The organism is Aquimarina sp. KJ22-3 (assembly GCF_055808215.1).
This window is the reverse complement of the sequence record NZ_CM147859.1, coordinates 2348786-2372152: the sequence shown is the minus strand read 5'-3', so window position 1 is coordinate 2372152 and position 23367 is coordinate 2348786. Positions and strand designations below refer to the sequence as shown.

The 23367-nt window shown below is 37.2% G+C and carries 13 protein-coding genes; 2 read left to right on the top strand and 11 right to left on the bottom strand.

All coding sequences use genetic code 11. From position 1 onward, the window contains the following. Positions 1–40: 40 nt before the first annotated feature. The 5 genes from AC0L3Q_RS10820 to hisS all read right to left on the bottom strand — a co-directional run bounded on the left by AC0L3Q_RS10820 (position 41) and on the right by hisS (position 13388). Entirely contained in the window at positions 41–1390 is a 1350-nt protein-coding gene (locus AC0L3Q_RS10820; RefSeq protein ID WP_473286571.1) for a PKD domain-containing protein, read from the bottom strand. A gap of 18 nt (positions 1391–1408) precedes the next feature. Further along, positions 1409–4768, bottom strand: a complete 3360-nt coding sequence (locus AC0L3Q_RS10815; RefSeq protein ID WP_473286570.1) for a T9SS type A sorting domain-containing protein — start codon at positions 4766–4768, stop codon at positions 1409–1411. 75 nt (positions 4769–4843) lie between these two features. Further along, positions 4844–6949, bottom strand: coding sequence for a hypothetical protein (locus tag AC0L3Q_RS10810; protein ID WP_473286569.1), 2106 nt, complete (start codon positions 6947–6949; stop codon positions 4844–4846). A 30-nt stretch (positions 6950–6979) separates the two neighbouring features. Further along, a complete protein-coding gene (locus tag AC0L3Q_RS10805; protein ID WP_473286568.1) occupies positions 6980–11758 on the bottom strand; it encodes a hypothetical protein in 4779 nt (1592 codons plus the stop codon). Positions 11759–12017: 259 nt separating this feature from the next. Continuing rightward, on the bottom strand, positions 12018–13388 hold the full coding sequence (gene hisS, locus AC0L3Q_RS10800; RefSeq protein WP_473286567.1) for a histidine--tRNA ligase: 1371 nt from the start codon (positions 13386–13388) through the stop codon (positions 12018–12020). Positions 13389–13571: 183 nt separating this feature from the next. Here hisS and AC0L3Q_RS10795 point away from each other — a divergent pair, with 183 nt between their 5' ends. Further along, a complete protein-coding gene (locus AC0L3Q_RS10795) occupies positions 13572–14807 on the top strand; it encodes an ABC transporter permease (protein WP_473286566.1) in 1236 nt (411 codons plus the stop codon). 15 nt (positions 14808–14822) lie between these two features. On the opposite strand, the gene AC0L3Q_RS10790 is transcribed toward AC0L3Q_RS10795, so the two are convergent. From AC0L3Q_RS10790 to rpsF, 5 genes are all read right to left on the bottom strand, one after another. Next, positions 14823–15305: a DUF6495 family protein gene (locus AC0L3Q_RS10790; RefSeq protein WP_473286565.1), complete on the bottom strand. Its 483-nt coding sequence runs from the start codon at positions 15303–15305 to the stop codon at positions 14823–14825. A gap of 188 nt (positions 15306–15493) precedes the next feature. Then, positions 15494–18721: a TonB-dependent receptor gene (locus tag AC0L3Q_RS10785; RefSeq protein ID WP_473286564.1), complete on the bottom strand. Its 3228-nt coding sequence runs from the start codon at positions 18719–18721 to the stop codon at positions 15494–15496. 104 nt (positions 18722–18825) lie between these two features. Continuing rightward, positions 18826–19278 carry a 50S ribosomal protein L9 gene (gene rplI, locus AC0L3Q_RS10780; RefSeq protein ID WP_473286563.1) on the bottom strand — a complete coding sequence of 151 codons (453 nt, stop codon included), beginning with the start codon at positions 19276–19278 and terminating at the stop codon, positions 18826–18828. Between the two features lie 16 nt (positions 19279–19294). Next, positions 19295–19591, bottom strand: a complete 297-nt coding sequence (gene rpsR / locus AC0L3Q_RS10775) for a 30S ribosomal protein S18 (protein WP_073312677.1) — start codon at positions 19589–19591, stop codon at positions 19295–19297. 3 nt (positions 19592–19594) lie between these two features. Further along, a complete protein-coding gene (gene rpsF, locus AC0L3Q_RS10770) occupies positions 19595–19933 on the bottom strand; it encodes a 30S ribosomal protein S6 (RefSeq protein WP_473286562.1) in 339 nt (112 codons plus the stop codon). A gap of 165 nt (positions 19934–20098) precedes the next feature. On the opposite strand from rpsF, the gene AC0L3Q_RS10765 reads away from it, so the two are divergent. Beyond that, positions 20099–20812, top strand: coding sequence for a LytR/AlgR family response regulator transcription factor (locus AC0L3Q_RS10765; protein WP_073312673.1), 714 nt, complete (start codon positions 20099–20101; stop codon positions 20810–20812). Positions 20813–20870: 58 nt separating this feature from the next. On the opposite strand, the gene priA is transcribed toward AC0L3Q_RS10765, so the two are convergent. Then, on the bottom strand, positions 20871–23327 hold the full coding sequence (gene priA / locus AC0L3Q_RS10760; RefSeq protein ID WP_473286561.1) for a replication restart helicase PriA: 2457 nt from the start codon (positions 23325–23327) through the stop codon (positions 20871–20873). Positions 23328–23367 lie beyond the last annotated feature (40 nt).

Genomic DNA, 23367 nt, shown 5'->3' with positions numbered 1-23367 from the left:
CATAAAATTATCGCTATGTGAACTACTTTCATTAGCAATCCTATCGGGTTGCTTTCTGAACCTTAATATCAACTATGATGTATGAATTTGATCCATCATCAATAAATTCTTTTACTTTAATAGCACCTTTCTTTCCTTCTTGGGTTTCAAAAAGTACAATTCTTGGCACCATGCTATTATCAAAATCCTGTAAACCTCCAGGTGTTTCGGTAATCGTCAATCCGTTTAACAACGTATCATCTTGCATATTATCAAATTCACTCACAGAAAGCGAAGCCGAACAATTGCATAATTCCTGGGAATTAATAAACTTGGTTTGCTTAGCATTTGCCAACGCATCAAAAGTGGTACTTGATAAATCGTCTGGACTTACAAATCGATTACGATTAAACGTGTTACTTAAACCAAAAAACACCAAGTCGATTTGATCAGCTATATCAGTGGTTATTTCTTCTGCGGAATACACTGTTCGATCCGCTATACTATAAAAACTTCCTCTTGTATTTGCATTATGGGCTGTATTGATTCCTAATACCACGTCATTAAGTTCTCTAAGATTTGTATTTCTAAAAAACTGAAATACTTTGGATATTGTCTGTGTTTCTTTACCGTTTGAAGCCGTTAAAGTAACCTTATGGTTCCCCTCACTCACAAAAGTAACATTAGGGTTTTGTTCTAAAGAGGTAGTGATTGAAGCTCCTTCAAACTGCCATTGGTACGATGTTGCACTTATCGAATTATCGGTAAACTGCATGATCACAGGGATTTGGAAATCATCATCATCAAATGCTACTTCTTCAGTAAAATCTGCAACCAGAAATGGTTCAACAGTGATTACCTCTTCCTGGGTAAATGTCTCACGGCCATTACTGATTTGCAAAGTAATTCTATGCTCTCCTGGTTCTGTAAAAACAACATTCCCCGGATTTTCCGATGTTGAACTTGCAGGTTGTCCACCTTCAAAAGTCCACACAAAACTATCTGCTCCTGTAGAGTTATTTTGAATCGAAAACGCTGCCGGAGAAAAATTATCATCTACATTGGTCACTTCAAAATCAATAATTACAGGGTCGTCGATTTGTATTTCAATGATTTTACTATCTCTAGATCCATCCTGGTTAGTAGCGATCAATTCTATCTCAAAATTTCCTTTGCTATCGTATTGTATAACACCAGGGTTGCGATTTACAGATCTTGAAGGAACTCCACCTTCAAAACGCCATTCATAATCCTCTGCACCCTCTGTACGATTAAAAAACACGATCTGTACCGGGATGGAAAAATCATCATTAAAAACTTCAAAATCGAAATCAACAATAACGGGAACAGCCTCTTCGCGAGCACAAGCTGCAAATACTAGAAGGGTTATTATTTTAATTATTCTGTTCATTTCAATTTGTATACTACCTTATTCGAATACCAATTTTCTAGTTTCTGATCCTTTTGGAGTTTCCAGCAATAACAAATACACTCCTGTTGGAAGACTTACATTATAATCCAAAAGAAAATCTCGATTATCCTTTTCTGCACGTTCATGCAAAGTTACTCCAGACATCAGACTAATAATTTTAAGCGAAATATTAGAATCTTCTTCCAAACTAATTTGCGTTCTAAAGGTCCCAGAATTAGGGTTTGGAAACACAATAAACTCTTGTATAAAGTCCTGTTGTGGACCCGCAGGATCTGGTGACTCTATAGCTGGTTGTACCAAAATGGTCTTCATAAAATCCTGATAACAATCTCTTTGATAAGATCGTAGATTAATTTCATAAGCACCTTCCTCTTCAAACACCAATATCAACTGCTCATTCGTCATCGATACCACTTCAACTCCATCGGGGATGGTCCAGTCTACACTTTCACCAATAGGATCACTCACGTTTACCAAAATCACTTCCTCGCCTGTAAAAGCTTGTGTAGTAATCAAAAAGTCTGAATCAATTGGGGTATCAAACACATCAATATTAATTTCACCAATACCAATACATCCTAAGCTTGTAGTAATCGTGGCAATATATCTCCCTGCTTGTGTTAGTTCTACACTACTCTCAGTGCTTGAAAATCCATTATCACTGCTCCAGGAATACACAGCTCCTGGGTCATTGATAGCAATGTCCAATAGTACCGATTGATCCTGGCAAAGTGATCTTTGGGGTTCCAGATTTACAAAAACTGGATCTGGGTCTACAAGATTTGATTGATAAAAAGCTTTACAACCTTTGCGATCGGTAACTTCTATACTATAACTTCCTTCAGTTAGACCACTTATGCTCGTTCCGGTACTTCCCGTACTCCACAAATAAGTATATGGAGGGTTACCTCCGGTAACATTGATATCTATTTGTCCATCATTCCCTTCAAAACAGGTTGGTGCACGTTCAATTACTGGCGTTATTTCTAATCCATTAGGTTGATCAATGAGTATACTACCTTCAATTTGACAGCCTTTTGCATCGGTAATAAACACCAAATATGTCCCTCCTATCAGGCCGGTAATGGTAGGTGTGGTTTCTCCATTACTCCATTCATACGTATAAGGACTTGTACCTCCTTGAACAAATACTGTTGCTTCTCCGTCATCTCCGTTGGCACAGGTAACTACAGTACGATCAAAAGAAAGTTCTAATCGATCTGGTTGTGGTAAAAATCTAGTTGAGTCTATGGCTTGGGTAAGTCTATACTCTTGTGATCCATCTGGTAAGTTATACGCTTCATACGTACCCAAAACAATTCCATTACTATCTTCTACATTGAGTGCATAATTACCAACACTCAAATTATTGATAATACTGTCGTTTACTGCAATATCCTGCCAAACTCCATTGACTTCTTTTTTCCAACGATAACAATATCTCCTCAAGTCAGATCTACATTGCCCTACTGCGCTCGCAAATTTATCAAAAGGCACACCTCCGGTAACCGTGGCAATTAAGGCTCCGTCTTGAAATTGATCTGGTATCCCCAATGGATCATTAAAATCTACCCCGTCGTTATATTCATTTTCGATATGACAAGAAATAGGATTGTAAATATCTATTTGCACCTGTAGTGGGTCTGGTTGCTCCAAGGTATAACTTGCATTAATAAAGAAACATCCATCCTTATCCGTGGCATTGTTAAAGTTGGTATCCCAAGCACTTAAGGTATATGTTCCTTCGCCTACAGAATGTAATATCACCTCGTATCCCTCATTCGCGGGTAACACATTGGTATTTACTGTGATTAACGTAGCTCCAGAGGCATCTCTCCATTCAAACACATAAGAACCATCACTTTCTGAAGTTCCTCCAAAAATTCTGGCTCTAATTCTACCATCTTCAAACCCGAATGCTCTGGGTTCATTGATTAACGAGAATTCAACGTCTAGTGCTTCACTAGGCTGATCTATAATTACCGTTTTTACAATGATATCTCCTAATCTTATCTCGCCTGCAACATTGATTTGTTCTTTGGCTTCACATTCGTTAGCATCTCTTATTCTTATTTCATAGGTATTTGTTGGAAGCCCTTGAATTGTATGCGTAAATCTTCCCGCAAAAGTCGTCCATTGTGTTTCATCCCATACTTCACCTTGTACACGGATTAGATATTCATATCCTTCAACACCACCTTGTGCTTCTAAATCAATGGTCCCATCACTACCTCCAAAACACCAAACATCTACATGATTAGTATCATTACCGGGCTCTCCCACAAACGCTACAGGAGTCGGACGATCAATCTCAAAAGTTGTCGTATGATTAGGTGCTTCTGTAAAATATTCTATCCCATTATAAAAGCCTAGTATATCTACTCTAAAGCCAAAACCTGGTGTACTAGCAGGTAATCCATCTATTGTAAAGGTATTACCAGGACCAAATGTATCGATGTTATTCACATTTTTTACGGGACTATTAGTTCTCAAGTCGATCACTGAGAAACTTACATTATCCAAAGCTGGATCTAAAGCTCGATCAAAAGTCAATGTGATCTCTCCATCACCATTTCCACTAGCATCAATAGAATCATAACAGGTTACATCTCTTGTACGTTGCCCAATAATATGAGGGGCAGATTTACGAACCACGTAAGAAACTACATTGGACGATTCCTGGTTACAAGCTCTTATTCTGAACAAAATTGTATTGCCAATCACAGCTTCGGTTAAGAAATCTTCCAAAGTAAACGTAGGATTTTGTGCATTTGGAATTGGTAATTCAAACCAATCTGTTCCATTAAATCCATATTGCCAGTTGTATACTGAGGTATTGTAACCTGGAGAGGAATTTATTGTTAGAGGGTCTTCAAACCCTACACGATCCGATGCTGTGGATCTTGATACCGCAGGTACAGGAACGGCATCTAGTGTAAAATTTACACTTTGGGATACATCATTACTATTAGAATGCACAATATTATAAAAAGCAGAAGAACAGGGATCCATTGGTGTATTTCTAGATTGTGTATCTTCCACATTTCTACCTCTTCTACAGGTGGTACCAATACCCTGATCTCTCGCATCTCTGGCAAACGCATATAATTCTACTCGCTCCACAATACCATTCAATCGATAAGTACCTCCGGTATAGTTTCTTGCATCATCATTAGACACATCTACAAATACCTCTTCTCCTCCACCTACATAAAAAGCAGTTACTGTAATTGTCTCCCCGCATCGTCTATCTCTAAAGCTCGAACTGTAATTATAATTAGTTATTTTCACCACCGTTTCCTGCGCCAGAACGACGCCAGAAAAACAAAGTAAAAATAAAGTGAATAGCTTTTTCATTAGTTTCTCTTTTTCATCATAAAATCAATTATGATCCATACATTATCTTGTTCTATCTTATTCTCAAATTTCATATCAAAAAACAACTTCTTTTGTTTCTACCTTAGAATGATTTCCTTGTTTTGTAATCACTTTAAGACTATACACATAGGTATTACCAGGTGATACGGCATTATCAACAATTCTATTCATCGTGTTTGGCATCTGTTTAAACAAAACAGGCTTACCTTCTTTTTTTGATTTATATACGGTTATCTCTGTAACCTCTTCTGGCATCTTACGCCAGGATATCATTACATTTTTGTTTGTTCTATCGGCAATTACAGAAAACCCTTTTATCAATTGTTCTTCTTTCACATCTTTCTTACTGGTTATAGTAACTGGTGTAGAAGGAGCTGATAATAAGCCACTTTCATCTTCTGCAAAGATAGCATACCGATATTTTATATTAGAACCCACATCGGTATCCAAATAGCTCGTAATCGTATCTGTTTGGAAAATCACCTGCCAACCTTTTTTGGCTTCATTTACCTTTTGCCGATACAACTTATGTTGAAAAACGTCTTGACTACTACTATTAATCCATTGCAAAAGAACTCCTTCTTCTTTTTGATTATAAGATTTAAAAACAGGTGAAGATGGTGGTACAACATCTGGCTTTTTAATACTTAGTTTTTCAGAATAATCAGACATATTGAACCGTTTATCCACCGCCACGATCTGATAAAACACTTTATCATTCAAGGATTTTACCTGTACGGTATCCACAAAGGTGTTTTTAGAAATTGGAGCTACAGTGATCTGTGATAATTCTTCGGCATCCAAATTGCCTCGGAAAACACGATATCCTAATAAATCTTTTTCTGTATTTGCTTCCCACTTTATATTCACAACTCCCAAAGAATCCACCACTCCTGTTAATCCTACTGGCACTTTTGGCGGAATTGAATCTATCGCCTGTACAAAAGAGGTCAAAGAAGTAGCCTTTTGATTATTTTTGCCCAGAGCCACTATCCTAAAGTAGTTTGAAGGTTCCGGATTCGTGAATGTTGTCGTTCTGCTCGAAGCAGGAATATTGGATTGCACCGTTCTATAAGGTCCTTTTTCTTGAGCAGCCCAATTGAGTTGGAAACCAGAAATTTCACTTTCGGATTCTTTTTTAAACTCCCAATTCAATACTACCCCACCAGATTTACTAAACTCATATCTGGAGATATGAGGAACAGATGTCAATTTTTTAGCTCCTTCGGCAGATACCACATCAGATGGAGTTCCTTCTTCTCCGAATGGAGAAATCCCTACGATTCGATAATAATATCGCTTATTGTTTTGCGGTAATGTATCCACATAAAACATTCTACGTGCCGGACTTCCAGGCTTATCATTCAAATTCACCAAAGGAGTGTCTCCTAATCTTGTAAAAGTATTCCCATTCTCTGATCGCTCTACGTGATAAGCATTATAGATAGGTTTAAACATGGCGTACTCCCAAGTTATCAAGATGCTTTTATCATCAGGAACAGCGATGACATCTATTGGTTTTGGTAAAGGTTCTGGTTCTTTAATTTTTACACTAACAATCCCTAGTTTCACTTTAAGAATCTCTTCAGGTATTTTCGGAATAATCTTGTACAAATATTCCTCGTTGGGGCTGATATCAGTATCCTCAAATCCCAAAGCTCCCATTTTAGCCACTTTAAAATCCAAATCTGCGGCAAAAAGTGCAAAAGAAAAGCGTTGTTCGATTTCCTTTGATTTACTAATAATTTGTGCCAGGCCACCTTGCATTTCTTCTACCTCAAAACTTTCACCATACAATGCTTGCGCCATGATAGCTGCGTTGTCATTTTGTTCTACTTCTTGTTCCCAATTCTCCAAAGGAAGCGGAAGTAAGGTTGTTCCTGTAAGGCTTTTACTCTCTGGCGGATCTACCAAAACTCCATTACGGGTAATTGTGTATCGTTCTATAACATATCCATATTTATTGGCCCGTAACCAGGATACAGGTGTAGTGGTTCCCCAACGCAAAAGCACTCTATCCTTTTGCACCCTAGCCATAACCATGACTTCTGGTACTTGCTCTGCTTGTTGAGCATGAGACACAGCAAAAACCATAAATAAGATAAACGCGATGCGTACATCTGATATGAAACTCGAATATGTTCTTTTAGGGTTGGTCAATTCTTTCTTTATTAAAATTTATGGTTTATTCTATTGCCTTGCGGTTATTGGGTTTTTATATCTATAATTGGCTGAGCTCCCCATTACTCCTCCAGGTAACACATACTGCAACTTCACGTTATATTTGCCATACAACATAAACTTATATTCTGAGGAAATTATACTAGCCTCAGGAGAGCCTGCGGATATCAATCCGTTTGTATAATCATTAATTACCCGATCTCGTATATCTACATAATCATTAAAATAAATTTCCGGAAGGTTATATCGATAAGGGAATCTTGTCGCTCTCCAATTGAGATCTACATTATTTTCAAGACTGGTCAAATAATTACTCAGTACAGGTAATGCCTTTTTAGGTACATATCCATATTCTGTAGCATCTCTGGTAATACTATATGTCGATCCTTGGATATACTTATCATACAAGATAGGATTGATATCCTTTAAAAAATAATTGTCTTTAAGGTCAGACTCTATAGTTACCAAGGCTTTATTTTCTGAATATTTATTTCCAATCAATTCTACAATATCAAAACCTTCAGTAAAATCAACTTTTGAAGTTAAATACAGTACTACCGAATTAATTTTCCCCCAGTTATCTTCATTGACATTGATACTATTAATCTTATCTGCAAAGGTTTTATACTGACTTGATTTAAACTCGTAAGAAAGTCTTTCTATTTCGCCATCTCTTAACACATTTTCTGCAGTATTCGTACTAATTTCAACAGTATTATCTTCACCAAAATCAACAGTTTCGGAGTTTATAGTACCTTCTGGTCCACTGGATGACTTGGTAGTACTCACTATACTTAAGAGATACTTTGTTTCCCTATCCATCTTTGGAAACGTATATCTTATCTGGTTACTAGAGGTATCATAATTAAAATCCACTTCTTTAATCGTACCTACCTCATCGATATATTTTACGGTACTCTTCCACTGAGAGCTATCAAACAAATAATCCTGACCTCTAGACAATTGGATATATCCGTCTTTATTTTCGTTGGTATAGAAAAGTTGTTGATCTACTACCGGATACGAATATTGAATATTATTTAAAGGAATATATTTTGGTGCTGTACCCGTAGTAAAATTTCGTTCTTCTATTTCTATTGCTTTTTGTCCATCTACAAAAATAGTTTGGAAACTACCATTCACTTTTTCCTGAAAACTTACTTCTACAGTTGCTTTTAGTTTGGTGTCCGGAGGAAGAATATCATCTGAAATAAACGTGGCTCTGTCATTCATCTGTCCCCATTCAATCGTTCCTTCTACTTCTTCTCCTGCTTCATTGGTAACCGTAAATTTTTCAAGAATTACCTTATAGGTATTATCCCCAGTATCTTCTGGAATAACAATAGGTTCGTTGACTCGCATAGCGAACGCGGCCTGTGGTGCAACAAAGACATCAATATCCGAGTCTCCATCTTTTGGAGTAAGGTCTGTAATCATCTTAATCCCTCCCATTGGAGCTGCATTGATCAACTCACATTCTCTTCCTATAGTCAATTTAAATCTGAAACTTCCTTTGATCATTCCGCCCAGAAGGTTATAGTATCCACCTACATATCCTCTAAACCAAAAAGGATTCGGACCTTTACCTTGCAACAGTACCGCTGCACCTCCTTTAATAATTGGGATTTTCTTTTTGATAAAGAATAACTTGATTCGTATTCCTAGCTCTCCTTGTAGATAGGCATAAGCCTGACCGTTGGCATACCAACCGTTGATTCCTATTTCATCACTACTTCCTTTACATCTGGCTTCTCCATAATCTTTAAGCATGATATCAAACCCTACACCTGCCTGAAAACGAGCATACAGGATTAGAAATCTGATATCTCCAGTATCTACCTTAAAATCTGAACCAAAAGCAAAACCTCTTCCTTCGCCAAGTGCATTAAGATCTCTCATATAATCCAACTCATCGGCATCTACCCCCAAAATCTCTGCTACTTCCGGAGGTGGTGGTGGACTTCCTGGTATTCGGTCTCCCATCATAAAATATCCACCTGTTTCCAGAGAAAACGGACCTACACCCATTTTGAGTCCTAATCGATCGGTAGGAGTTCCAAAATGGACATACCATTCTTCTTTGGAGATATGTACTACTCCCCATCCCGCTCTTCCTCGTGATGCACGACCACGAATAATTCCTCCGGCTACATTTACATAGAGATCGAAGGTAGCATGAAAAGAATCGTTAACAAAGTCAAACTCCATACCCATCTTTGCGCTAATAGCAGCTTCACCAACAATTTCTGGTTCGTATTCTAAATCAGCTTTATCGAGAAAAGTTTTTCCGGTTTGACTATCCATAGCCCCCTGGATCAACTCGTTATCTACCATTTTACTCAATTTCTCACTAAGCTTACCAGCAGGATTTGGGAAATTGAACGCTTTCATCATTTGGGCTTCTCCAAACAGTCCAAGTCTATTTACTCCTCCGCTGCGATTAAATTCAATCTCAAAACCAGCACCAACTGCAATTGCACTCTCATCACCGATTGCGGCAAATACCATTGCTTTTACCCCTAAACTTGAATCCTCATTAGGCACATACGAAAGTCCAGAAGGAGAAAAATCCGGACCTGCATTAGGTCTGCGTGACATACGATAAAAAGCACCTCCTGCAAAACCTGAAATTTGTAGAGGACCTACGTTTATTTTAAGACCACGAACTGCAGCATCTACATACCAATATCTAAAATCTGTCTTTCCAAAAATGGCTTTACAGGTGATCGGACCAAAACTTCCAAAGGTACCCTCGATATCTGCAGCAAATCCATCTCCATACTCAGGATCATCATCCATGAGTTCTAATCCTCCTCTGAGCTTTATAGCTCCCATATTGGCTTCCAGGTTGATCCTGGAAAGGTCAATACGATCATATTTCCAACGTTGTTTAAAGTTCTCTTCCTGGAATTTCCCAAAAATCCCAAGTCGGGCATCTGCGGCAAAACCTTTACTTTCTTTCCCCATGAGATTGATCATCAGATCAAACTCGATTCCTGCTTCAAATTCGTTCGAAGAAAACGCAATATTGGCTATAGAAACCGGGAAATTTGCCAATTTCACCTGATCTCGATATCCAAAGTAGGCCACTTGTATAACTGGAGAAGTAGTTTGTAATACTAAATCCTGAAATTCTATTCCCTTAAATTGTACGGTATGATTTTGCTGATTGGCACCTTCGCCCGTGGTATAAGTTTGGCCTTCGTTTGCCAAAGATTCTTTTTGACTGGCTGAAATAGCCATCCTTCCATTAAGTACAGCTTTGGGCCTGAAATTTCCTTCTACCACCTTCATCTCTACAGATGAATTTGGCAATAGTTCGGCTTTGGCCCTAAATACGTCAAAGCTTAATGTATCCAAGGTAGATACGACCAATCCATATTCATTTTCAGAGATAATACCTTGATATCCTAATCCCATTCTTCCGTCTTCACCATCTGCAGTAGTACCATTTCTATCTCCTTTATCAGAAATAGGAAGCAGTATTTGCCCTTCAAAATCTGCTCCAATAAGCCTACTGGCTGCAAGATTTATTCCTATCTTATCTACAGAATAGGCCCATGATTTTGTTTCTGAAGTTCTCCCTTTTTCTAGCGTAATTACATTTTCCGCAGAAAAATACCCTGATACTCCATATCCGTCAATCAAAAGGTTGGCTGCTTCAAAAGTAATTCTACTCTTTTGTGTGAGGGTTTCAGTAGATTTAAATTCTTGAGGTAATCCTACCTGAAGCGATTGGACATAAACTCCTCGCCAGGTATCCGGATTTGGTAACAACAACCCTTCATCGTGATAATATTGCGGAAAATTCACGTTTTCTGTACGCAGGTCGCTAAAATCGAACACTGCCTGATTTACAGAGAACATAAATTTATCAGGTTGACTAGCCAATACAAAAGGAGAAAGGCTAATCTCTACGATCATATCATTCCAATCCGATGCAACCGCTTTGAAGGCTCCTTTTACTCGATTAGGAATTTGAATAGGTTCTCGAACCGCTCCTATATAGGTAACAGTTTCTGGTAAAGCTTTACCTGTAGGATCTACAGGTAAGATCATATTTCGAGAAAACTGTACCTCTCCTTCGATCCCCATTTCTTTTACCCCATCACAATTAATGGTAACAAAGGTTCTATTTTGAGTTTCTCCCGTTCTGTAATCAAACCCTCCTTTGAGGATTAACAGCCAATTACCTGCATTGAATGGTATAAATACATCTCCTAAGAGTACCAAATTTGCATCCCCTACAATTCCACCCTGATGAGATAACTTGACATTATTGGCTCCAAAAAAGAGTTCTATAGGCAACCCATTTTCGTCTGATTGAGGTAATATTACTTTTGCAAATACAGTAAGTTCTGTATAATCCTTGGTAAAACGAGCCTTTACAAAGCCTAACTGGTATTCTACTTCATTTATTTTTTTCTTTATTCCAACGGGTAGTACCTGAATATCTTCATTCCTAAAAGAACCAATCCATCGACCTGTACTATCAATTTCATTAAACCCTTTTTGTGCCTCGGCTCTCGCCTGAATAACATCACTATTAGTAGTTGGAAACTCTTGTGCTATATTCTCAAACGTAAATTCTGGAGAAGTAATCGAAGCAAATACTTCTTGGATTGGGAATTTTTCTTCTAAATCTGGTAATTGTACAAATGAGGAAGGAAGCAGTTCGTCTTTGGAATTTACCTCATCTTTTACTGAAAGAGAATCGTTACCTGTATTGGCAAACCCAAAACAACATAAATTAAACAGAACCGTTACTAAAAGTAGTTTTAGTCTCATACAAAGTTTTAAGAGTAAGGTGTGTAATCATAATCCCCTTCCTCAAAAACTAAAACTCTACGAAAACATTTAGGGCATTATTTTCAACAATAGCTTTTTAACCTAACTATAACGTTAAATTTAACATTCTATTGTGATACAAAGATAAAAAAAAGAAAAGTCGAAACGCATCAAAATCATCACCCCAAAAATATGTAACCTATTGACTTTGAGACCTCCTAAAATACCATTTGTTTTCATGGTATTACTTACTTTTAAACTATAAAAGGACGTCTCTTAATTCTTCAAAACTCATTTCACTTTGAGTTCCCGAATGCATGTCTTTTACAGTATACGTTTCTTTCTCTATTTCTGAAGTTCCCACCAAGATGACATAAGGAATAGTTCTTTTGTTTGCGTACCCCATTTGCTTTTTCATTTTTGCGCTGTCGGGGTATAACTCTGCAACGATTCCTTCGCTTCTTAACTTAGCAATTGTTTTGGCACAATACAACGCTTCTTTATCCCCAAAATTAATGAACAACGCTTTGGTGGATAAGGCTACGGTTTCAGGAAAAAGTTCTAATTCTTCTAGCACCAAATAAATTCTATCCAAACCAAAAGATATCCCTACCCCACTCACATTTTTTAATCCAAAAATACCCGTAAGGTCGTCATATCTTCCACCACCACCAATGGATCCCATTTTCACCTCTTTTGGCGCGGCTACTTCAAAAATTGCTCCTGTATAGTAGTTTAACCCTCTTGCCAAGGTTACATCCAAATCTAAACTTGCAGTTTGTAGTGATATTTCATTAATTGTATTGGTAATAAACTCAAGCTCCTCCACTCCTTTTATTCCTTCTTCAGAAGAAGCAAGCAAGGTCTTAAGCTTGGCTATTTTTTCAGTGGTACTTCCCCCAAAACTGAATAGCGGTTTCACCTTTTCGATAGCTTCATCAGAGATCCCTTTTTCTTTCATCTCCTTTTTTACACCATCTTCTCCAATTTTATCCAATTTATCTAAAGCCACTGTAAAATCGATGAGCTTATCGCTAGCACCAATCACTTCGGCGATACCAGAAAGAATCTTTCTATTATTGATTTTGATCGTAACCCCTTGTAGATTCAACTTAGTGAATACCTTATCATACAGTTGAATTAAATCTATCTCTTGCCAAAGCGATGTACTACCCACCACATCGGCATCACACTGATAAAACTCTCTAAATCTTCCTTTTTGAGGTCGATCTGCTCTCCATACCGGTTGAATCTGGTAACGTTTAAACGGAAAATCAATCTCATTTTGATGTTGTACCACATATCTTGCAAAAGGTACCGTAAGATCGTATCTCAAAGCTTTTTCACTAATCTTTGCAGTCATTTTTGTGCTATCCTTAGCCTGATATAAGGCTTCATCTACTTTCTTCAGATAATCACCACTGTTTAGGATTTTAAAAATAAGCCGATCTCCTTCTTCTCCGTATTTCCCCATCAAGGTTTCACTATTTTCAAAACTAGGAGTTTCAATAGGCTGAAAACCAAATAACTTAAATTGTTCTTTGATCGTATCCATGATATATCCTCTTTTTGCCACCTCTACTGGTGAAAAATCTCTTGTTCCCTTAGGTATAGAAGGTTTTTGTGCCATTTGCTTTGTTCAAATTCAAGACTATTGTATTCGTCTGTTTTAAGGTTGCAAATATCTAAAAAAGACTCAAAATTTGAAGACAAATATGTGTAAGACTTTCTACAAATCATAAATTTTGTTTTTTTGGAGTAACTTTAAAGAGGTTTTGTAGTCTTATAGAGCAAACCGGTTAATTGTATACTTATGTTTTCACTGTTTAGAGAGAATGTTAGAATCGCGATGGATTCCATTCGGGGTCAGGTACTGCGTACTGTCCTTACTATCCTAATTATTGCTATAGGGATTACTGCCCTTGTTGGTATTTTGACATTTTTGGGAGCTTTGGAAAAGACCATTACCGGAGATTTTGCCTCAATGGGTTCGAATACTTTTAATATACAGCGGTACGAATTTAATACCAGGAACAATCGGAATCGGGAAAAAGTTAATCCTATTATTAGTTATCGCAACGTAAAACAATTTGTCGATAAGTTTGAGTTCCCTTATACCAAAACATCTTTATATTTTACGGGTACACGAAATGCAGAAGTGCGTTTTGAAAGTGAAAAAACAGATCCGGAAGTGGCGGTATTAGGGGTCAATGAAAATTATTTGGAAAACTCTGGTACTGAAATAGACAAAGGAAGAAACTTTACCTTTTTTGATATCGAAAATAACAATCACGTTTGTTTGATTGGTTCTGATTTCAAAAAGAACTTGTTCAAAAATACAGATCCTATTGGTAAAACGATCAGTATTCGTGGTGCAAAATTTAAGATTATCGGTTTATTAGAAAGTAAAGGAGCTACTTTCAGAAACAATCAAGATCTACGTGTACTTATCCCTATTCAAACCGCAAGATCAATTTATACCTTGCCTAATATCAATTACAACATTAGTGTAAAAGTTGATGACAAACAATATTTGGAAGGTGCTCAAGATGAAGCTATCATCACTTTTAGAAATGTAAGAGGGTTGAATCCCATAGAAGAAAACAATTTTGGGCTCGAGCGTAGTGATGATTTAATTAATCGTATAGCGAGTATCACTTCGTATTTATATATAGCTGCATGGATCATCAGCATCATCACGATCTTTGGTTCTTCGATTGCATTAATGAACATCATGCTGGTTTCGGTAACCGAACGTACCAGAGAAATAGGAGTTAGAAAAGCATTAGGTGCCAAAAAACACACCATTTCTGGTCAGTTCTTTCTAGAAACAGTAATCATAGGTCAACTTGGAGGAGTAATCGGTATCGTACTTGGGATTCTGGTAGGAAGTCTTGCTGCAAATTTATCTAATTTTCAGTTTTCTGTACCTTGGCTTGCCATGTTTGCCGCAGTGGTGACTTCATTTTTAACTGCTGTTGTCTCTGGTTTATATCCTGCAATAAAAGCAGCCAAACAAGATCCTATAGAATCTTTGCGATATGAATAATGCGTAACCCCTAACTTATAGTTCTTTGGCGTTCACTAATTTTTCAAAATAATGATATAGTACCCCTCGGGTGATATTGGCTCCTTTCTGGATTAACTGAAACTTATCCAGGTTTCTATCTTCGCTATACCCTTTTGATGCATTGTAAAAAACTACATCATCGTTCATCAGATTGTCGCGAAGCCAACTATAGCCATCTTGAGTTGTAAGATCAACACTCTCGTTATTCACTTTTATCGCAATCAGATTCATTTCATCATCACCTAATTCGAACAGATGTATTTGATCTTTTGAAAAATGTTCTAAGTACTGTGCATTCCCTAACACTTTTTCCCATACGAGATCACTAAACACATCTATCTCCTCCTCTGCTACCTCAGGTTTGTTGGCTTTGATTTCACTCCATTCTTCTGCAGTTATCGATTGAGTCGCCAAGAAGTTAATAAACTCAACATGTAACTCTTCTAATTGTTCTTTGCTTAACCGTTGGTATTTCATTGTAGTCAACTTTTCTTTTCTCGTTTGAAATGGTTTGCAAAAGTAACTATAAATTGAGGATTTACATCAATAATATTCAAAGTGCATTTCAGCTTGATCTTCCGTAAAAAAAATGAAATACTTAGCAACTGATCCAAACAAAAAAAGGCGCCGGTTTAGGCGCCTTTTATCTGAAGTATATTATAATCCTAATTAAAAATATATCGTAATCCCACTTGTGCCTGCCATCTAGAATCCAAACTAAAATCGTTAGCAAAAGTTCTAGTTTGAGAAACATCAAATGAGTATAAAGGAGTACCTGTATTATCTACACTTACCCCTATAGGCTGATCGTTTACAGGAATTTCGATTACCCCCCAATCCGAATTCAATAAGTTACCAAAATTGAGGATATCCAAACTCAATTGAATAGTATTGGTTCTGTCTCCGACTTGAATATCATAATCCTGAAGTAATTTGATATCCCATCTTCCTCTCCAAGGGCTTAATATTGCATATTTCTCTGCATAGCTACCTCTTCGCTCGCGTAAATACTCATCTTGTTGTATATATGCTTCCAAAGCTACTCTTTGTGCTTCTCTCTCGTTAAAATCGGCTCCACTAAAGTTATAGGTCGCCAATTCGTCTGTAGTAGGAATATAAATCAAATCATTAAGCGGAGAACCATCTCCATTGATATCTCCAGAATAGGTATACGAGAACCTTCCTCCTTGCGCGTATTCGTAAAAAGCTCCAATAGATGTTCTCCATTGCTTATTTTTACCGTAACTGAACGTTTTGTTTAACTGTCCAACAATACGGTGTTTATCCCCATAACGAGCTGTAGTACTCACTGCCTGATTTACATTTCCCAATGCAGGATTTCTATCAAAGGCATCACTAGAGATTTCAGCATCCAGAGAACTTGCATCTTCTGCTTCAAGGAAATTATAGGCTATACTCGCGTACAATCCATTTTGAAAATTCTTCTGCAACTTAAAAGACCAGTTGAACGAGTGCCCCACATTGGTATTGGTGAAGACATAAGCATTGGTAATCCCTCCAAATTCGTTGACCGCTCTATCCGAAGGTAAATATATAGGTCGATTATCAACTCCGTTTAATGTACCGCTTGGCGTTCTTAATCCAAAGTTTCTTACCATCTGTGCATTTACATCTTCGGTATAAATGATATCTGTGGTAGCGATGATTCCATTTTTAAATCGGTAATCAATCCCTAAACTATTTCTCCAAACTTGAGGAAATCTAAAATCAGGAGACGATGTGGTATAGAAAAAGAAATTTGGATTTGCCACCTGGTTTCCAATCCAGACAAAAGGCAAACGTCCTGTAAAAATACCTGTTCCTCCTCGAATCTGGAAAGAGTTATCTCCTTTTACATCATAATTAAATCCAAATCTTGGAGACACCAACAACCTACGTGTTGGTAGATCCAAGCTATTTAACTGTGTTGGATTTCCATTCTCATCAAAATAGGTAATCCCGGGTTGATAGTTCCCATCGGGAAAAGTACCTCCTGCAGCTCTTTCAATATTCTCAGCAATTTTATCTTCAGTATCAAAATATAACGGCTGGTCGATTCTTAATCCGTAGGTCACCGTAAGTTTGTCGTTTATTTTCCATTTATCCTGGGCATACAGTGCAAACTGACCCACATTGGTTTCTGCCAAGGCCCAACTATCGTTAGCGTTGTTGGTAGCAAATACATTTTGTGCATTAGCCAGTGCTGCTCCAATAGTACCATTATTAATGGCTTCTTCAAAACTTGTTCCCGGGTTTAACGGATCTGTTCTCACACTCTGAAATGCATCAAAAAAGGTACTTACTGGTCCCTGACCAGCATCGGCATCTCCAGGAAAATCAAACACCCCAAGATTAAAGGAGTTATCGAACTCGAATCTTTCAAAAGTACCTCCGAAGGTTAAGGTATGGTCTCCTGTTACAATATTAAGGTTATTTGTTACCTGATACACTCGTTGTTCTAAACGGTTGTTGATAGAAAAAGGCTCATGTCCTGCAACAATATAGCGTACACCTTCTTCCTGAATATTGATCGGTGGTGCAGGAGCAGAAAATGGATCCCTGCTATCATCAAAAAATGTATATCCAGCCTGGAACTTATTAGAAATATTACCGTTGGAACCAAAATTCGAGTTCAACTCCACTAAGAACGAATTGATCTTATTATTGATTCTATATCCTGAGTTTCTAAACTGAAGTGTTGTCAAATCAGGACCTCTTCTACCAATTGCCTCTGGATTAGCAGGAAGATCTCTTGAAGCGTCTAAAAAGTTGTAAATAACTGCCAAACGGTGATTATTATTGATATTCCAATCCAATTTCAGGATACCCTTTGTAGATTCGGTGTCATGCGTATATCCTTCAAATGGGCCTGTTTCGTAACCCAAAGTAGCCAATTGCTGGGATACAAATTCCAGATCCTCAGCAGTTACACGGGATACATTTGCTCCTGATAATCCAGGTCTTGCTGCCAGGAAGTTTGACCCCAGATCTTCACGATCATCTTTTTCAAAATTTCCAAAAATGAATAATTTGTTCTTAATAATTGGTCCTCCTACACTCACCCCATATTGAGCTTGTGTAAGATCAGGTACTATAATATCATCATCCCCTACTTTATCTCCGGTCATATCCTGGTTACGATAGAATCCATAAACTGTACCTTTCCATTGATTGGTACCACTCTTGGTTACCGCATTTACCGAAGCTCCAGTAAAACCTGCCTGAGTGACATCATAAGGTGCGGTAGACACCTGAATCTGATCTATAGCATCCAGAGATATAGGTTGCGCATTGGTTTGACCTCCTGGAGTAGCAGCATCTAATCCAAAAGGGTTATTAAAGATAGAACCGTCTAAACTAAAGTTATTAAACTGATCATTTCTACCCCCAAAAGAACCATTACTAGACGCAGTGGGTTCTAAACGATAAAAATCTGCTGCGGATCGGGTAATGGTTGGGAGTGCTTTCAATTCTCTGTTCCCAATACTAGTCTCTGCGCCAGTACGCTCACTACTGAAGGTATTACTCTTATTAGATGTGATAACCACTTCTTCTAACTGGTTATCGTCTTCAACCAAAACAATCGAAGCATTATAGGTTTGACCTAATTGAAGAAAGACACCATCAATTAATTGCTTCTTAAAACCTACATAACTAATCGTAATTCGATAAGGTCCACCAACCCTAAGGTTGATCAGATCAAAACGTCCGTCAAAATTGGTAACGCCTCCATACGATGTACCTGTAGGACTATGAACGGCAGTTACATTTGCTCCTGGTAACAATTGATCATTATTATCGTATACCACTCCCGAAATATTAGAAGTAGTTACCTGCGAATGACCAATAAACCCAGCAATTGTAACAAAAAGGAGGAAAATAACTTTTTTCATAAAAACTTGCGTGAATTTAGGTAAGTATTAATCTATTACTAAATTTAAAACAAAAAGATCGCTCAAATGAGCGATCTTTTGCATATTTATACTAGAGTTATTAACTACTTAGCTTGTGGTATAACTTCAAAGTTAAGAGGAGCAATCACTGCTCTATGAAGACGAACAGAAGCTTCGTACTGACCAAGACGTTTAATGTTTCCTCCTGGTACAGAAATATATTTCTTCTCTAACTCTACACCTTCTTTAGCAAGTGCTTCAGATACATCTGCATTAGATACAGAACCGAATAACTTATCTCCAGTTCCTACTTTTGCAGCGATCTTAATTTCTAAATCTCCGATTTTCTTCGCTACTTTTTCAGCATCTTCGATTTCTTTCTTCTCTTTAAAAGCTCTTTGCTTTAATGTTTCAGCCAATACTTTCTTTGCAGAAGGAGTAGCCAATACAGCAAAACCTTGAGGTATTAGGAAGTTACGCCCATAACCATTCTTCACTTCTACGATATCGTCTGCAAATCCTAGATTCTCAACGTCTCTCTTTAATATAAGTTCCATAATGTTATGACGAATTTTATTTTAATAAATCTCCAACGTATGGCATTAATGCTAAGTGTCTAGCTCTTTTTACAGCAACACTTACTTTACGTTGATATTTTAGTGAAGTTCCTGTTAAACGACGTGGCAATAATTTTCCTTGCTCGTTTACAAATGCCATTAAGAAATCAGGATCTTTATAATCGATATATTTGATACCTGACTTTTTGAAACGACAGTACTTCTTATTTTTTGTAGTATCTATATTAAGTGGAGTAAGATATCTGATCTCTCCGTCTTTTTTTCCTTTAGCTTGTTGTTCTATAGATGACATAAATTAAGCTTTTTGTTTGTTTCTATTTCTTCTCTTCTCTGCCCAAGCGATTGCGTGTTTATCTAACTTCACAGTTAAATAACGCATTACTCGTTCATCTCTTCTAAACTCAACCTCTAAAGGGTTAATTGCTTCACCAGATACCTGGTACTCAAACAAATGATAAAAACCACTCTTTTTGTGTTGGATAGCATAGGCAAGCTTCTTAAGCCCCCAGTCCTCTTTTGATATCATCTTGGCACCGTTAGAAACAAGAATGTCTTCGTATTTCTTAACTGTTTCCTTTATCTGGTCTTCAGATAAAACGGGATTCAAGATGAAAACAGTTTCGTATTGATTCATAAAAATCTAAAATTAAATTAAAATTGGCTGCAAAAGTAATACTATTTTTTGGATTTTCAAACCCCTTTTACACTTCGATGAAACACCTTTTTTATCGATAAAAAGCGTAAAATGTTTGTGGAACTAATATATATTCATTAATATTGTATTGGAATATTTAACAGTATGCAAGTGGAACAATCTCAATTAAAATGTGCGGTCGTGGACGATTCCCGCCTCCAAAGGCTCGCCATAGTTAAGCTTATAGATGAACATTCTTCACTAGAATTAGTGGCTGAGTGGAACAATGCTATAGAAACTAAAAACGGTTTACTCGACACTCCGGTTGATCTTTTATTTCTGGATATCGAGATGCCAATACTCACTGGGTTTGATTTATTAGACGACCTAGAAAACAAACCACATATTATTTTTGTTACCGGGAAAACAAAATACGCTTTTAAAGCTTTTGATTATGATGCTGTTGATTATTTAAGAAAACCAATCAAAAAGGATCGGTTTAATGCTGCTGTAGAAAAAGCATTAAGTATGTCTCGTTTAGGTTCAGAACATGCTGCAGTAGAAGACGATGATTACATTTTTGTAAAGAGCAATTTGAAAAAGCGTAAAATCTTTTTGAATCAATTAAAATATGTAGAGGCTTTAGGAGACTATGTAAAACTGATTATGGAAGAAGGAGATCCTATAGTAGTTCTAGCAACTATGAAATCTTTTGAAGCACAATTGCCAAGCGATCGTTTTTTAAGAATTCATAAGTCTTATATCGTAAATCTAGACAAGGTAGAACGTTATAACAGCCGAAACATAGAAATCGCCGATGAAAAAATTCCTTTGAGCCGTCATAAAAAGCATTCTTTAATAGAAGCTCTCAACGGTTAATAATGGATAAAAATATTTAGAAGAATCCCACTGCATTGTGGGATTTTTTTATACCCTCCTATTGATTATCTACATTATAAATTACTCGAACTCCAGAAAAATCTTTGATACTGCTGAAAGTGGTATTTATTTTTTTAATCACCGCTTTGGTTTTAGACAATGACTGTCCTTGCGGGATTTTGATCAGGATATTTTTATGGTATTGATTGCGTATTCTAGCTATGGGCGGGAACTCTGGTCCCAACACATTGTCTTTAAAAACATTCCTTAGAGATTTAGCCAACCACCCGGCAGCATTATTTACTTTGTTATAATCTTTATGCTTTATGGTGATCTTAATCAATCTAAAAAACGGAGGATATTTGTATTGATGACGTTCTTCTATTTGATCCTTAAACATCCCTGAATAATCATTAACCGAAACCTGCTGAAGAATTTGATGAAAGGGATTATAGGTTTGTACTAATACTTTTCCTCTCTTTTCGGTTCTACCTGCTCGACCCGACACCTGTTGTATCAATTGAAAACTTCGTTCGTGAGCTCTAAAATCAGGGAAATTGAGCAAATTATCAGCATTCATAATACCCACTAGGGTTACATTTCTAAAGTCTAGGCCTTTGGAAAGCATCTGTGTACCCACCAAAATATGAACCTCTCCTTGCTCGAATCTATTGATGATCTTTTCGTATCCATGCTTTCCTCTGGTAGTATCCTGATCCATTCTGGCAATAACATGGTCCGGAAAAAGGTCCACTAGTTCTTTTTCTATTTGCTCTGTTCCAAAACCTTTGGTAGACAAGTCTGTACTAGAACAAGACATACACTGTTGCTGCATCGCCATATGATATCCACAGTAATGGCACCTTAGCTGGTTTTTATAATTATGATATGTCAAACTTACATCACAATTTGGACATTGCGGAGAGTGCCCACAAGTATTGCATTCTACTACAGGAGAATACCCTCTTCGGTTCTGAAACAATATCACTTGCTCTCCTTCTTTGAGCGCCTCCTGAATATTTTCTAACAGCACATCGCTAAAATGCCCTGTCATTTCCTTTCTTTTATATTTGGTTTTGAGATCTACCAAATTAATCTCTGGCATTAACACGTTTCCGTGCCTTCTGGTAAGCTTTACCAAGGCATATTTTCCCTGTTTAGCGTTGTAATAAGTCTCCAAAGCTGGTGTTGCAGATCCCAGTAATACTTTTGCTCCAAACATTTTTGCGATTACAATGGCAGTATCCCTGGCATGATATCTTGGTGCTGGATCATATTGTTTGAATGTACTTTCATGTTCTTCATCAACGATAATCAAGCCCAAATCCTGAAAAGGAAGAAAAATTGCCGATCTGGCTCCAATAATTATTTGTGCCTTTGACTTATTGTCTCGAATGTTATTCCAGGCCTCTACTCTTTCATTAACCGAATACTTTGAATGATACACCGTGAGTTGCTCTCCAAAGTACTGTTGCAATCTACTAATCAACTGGGTTGTTAAAGCAATCTCTGGCAGTAGATACAATACTTGCTTTCCTTGCTGTATAACTTTTTGAATCAGTTGTACATAAATTTCGGTTTTCCCAGAAGAAGTCACCCCATGCAACATACATACTTCTTTGTTGGTAAAAGAATGTTCAATTTCGTCTAAAGCTTTTTGCTGATAGGGATTCAATTGCTTGGCATCTTCTACACTATCCGAATGATATTGCACTCGATCGGTTTGCAATTGATACACCTCAAGCACTTGCTTATCTACCAATGCTTTGATCACAGCTGAAGAAGTATTTGAAGCTTTTACAAGTTCGTTTACCTTAACTGGATCTGCACTTTTAGCCTGTAGTGTAAATAAATGCATCACCACCGCTTTTTGCTTTGGAGCTCGGTTCATTTGATCCAGTAACACTCTCAAATTATCCTCATTTCTATATTGTTGATGCAATTGCACACAACGGACTAACTTGGGTTTGTATTGCTCATAAATCTCCTCCTGAACGGTAATTGCTCCTTTTTCTATCAAACTTTTGATGACAGGGAGTACATTTTTCTTTCCTAGGATATCAATAATTTCCTGTATCCTTAGTACACTTTGATAATGCAGTGCTTCGTACAACAAAAATTCATCATCTTTTAGATCAGATTCATCAATAATTAATTCCTTTTTATTGATGATCGTTTCGCTCTCTAACAAAAAAGCCCCAGGTAAGGCCGCACGCATTACTTCTCCTTTACTACATAAATAGTATTCTGCCATCCACGTCCAAAGTGCTAATTGCTTTTGAGTAACGATGGGGATCTCATCCAAAATATGTTCGATTTCTTTGGCTTCATATACTTCTGGAGGAGTTTGATGCACTTTGGTGACAATAGCTGCATATACTTTGGTTTTTCCAAATTGCACCGCCACTCGCATTCCTGGTTGAATAAAGTTTGCTTCGGTTTCTGAAATACGATACGTAAATTCCTTATGAAGCGGAATGGGTAATATTACATCTATGAAATAGGGCGTTGTCAAGAAATTAAAATACTGAAAAGTGAACTACTGTCACAAAAAT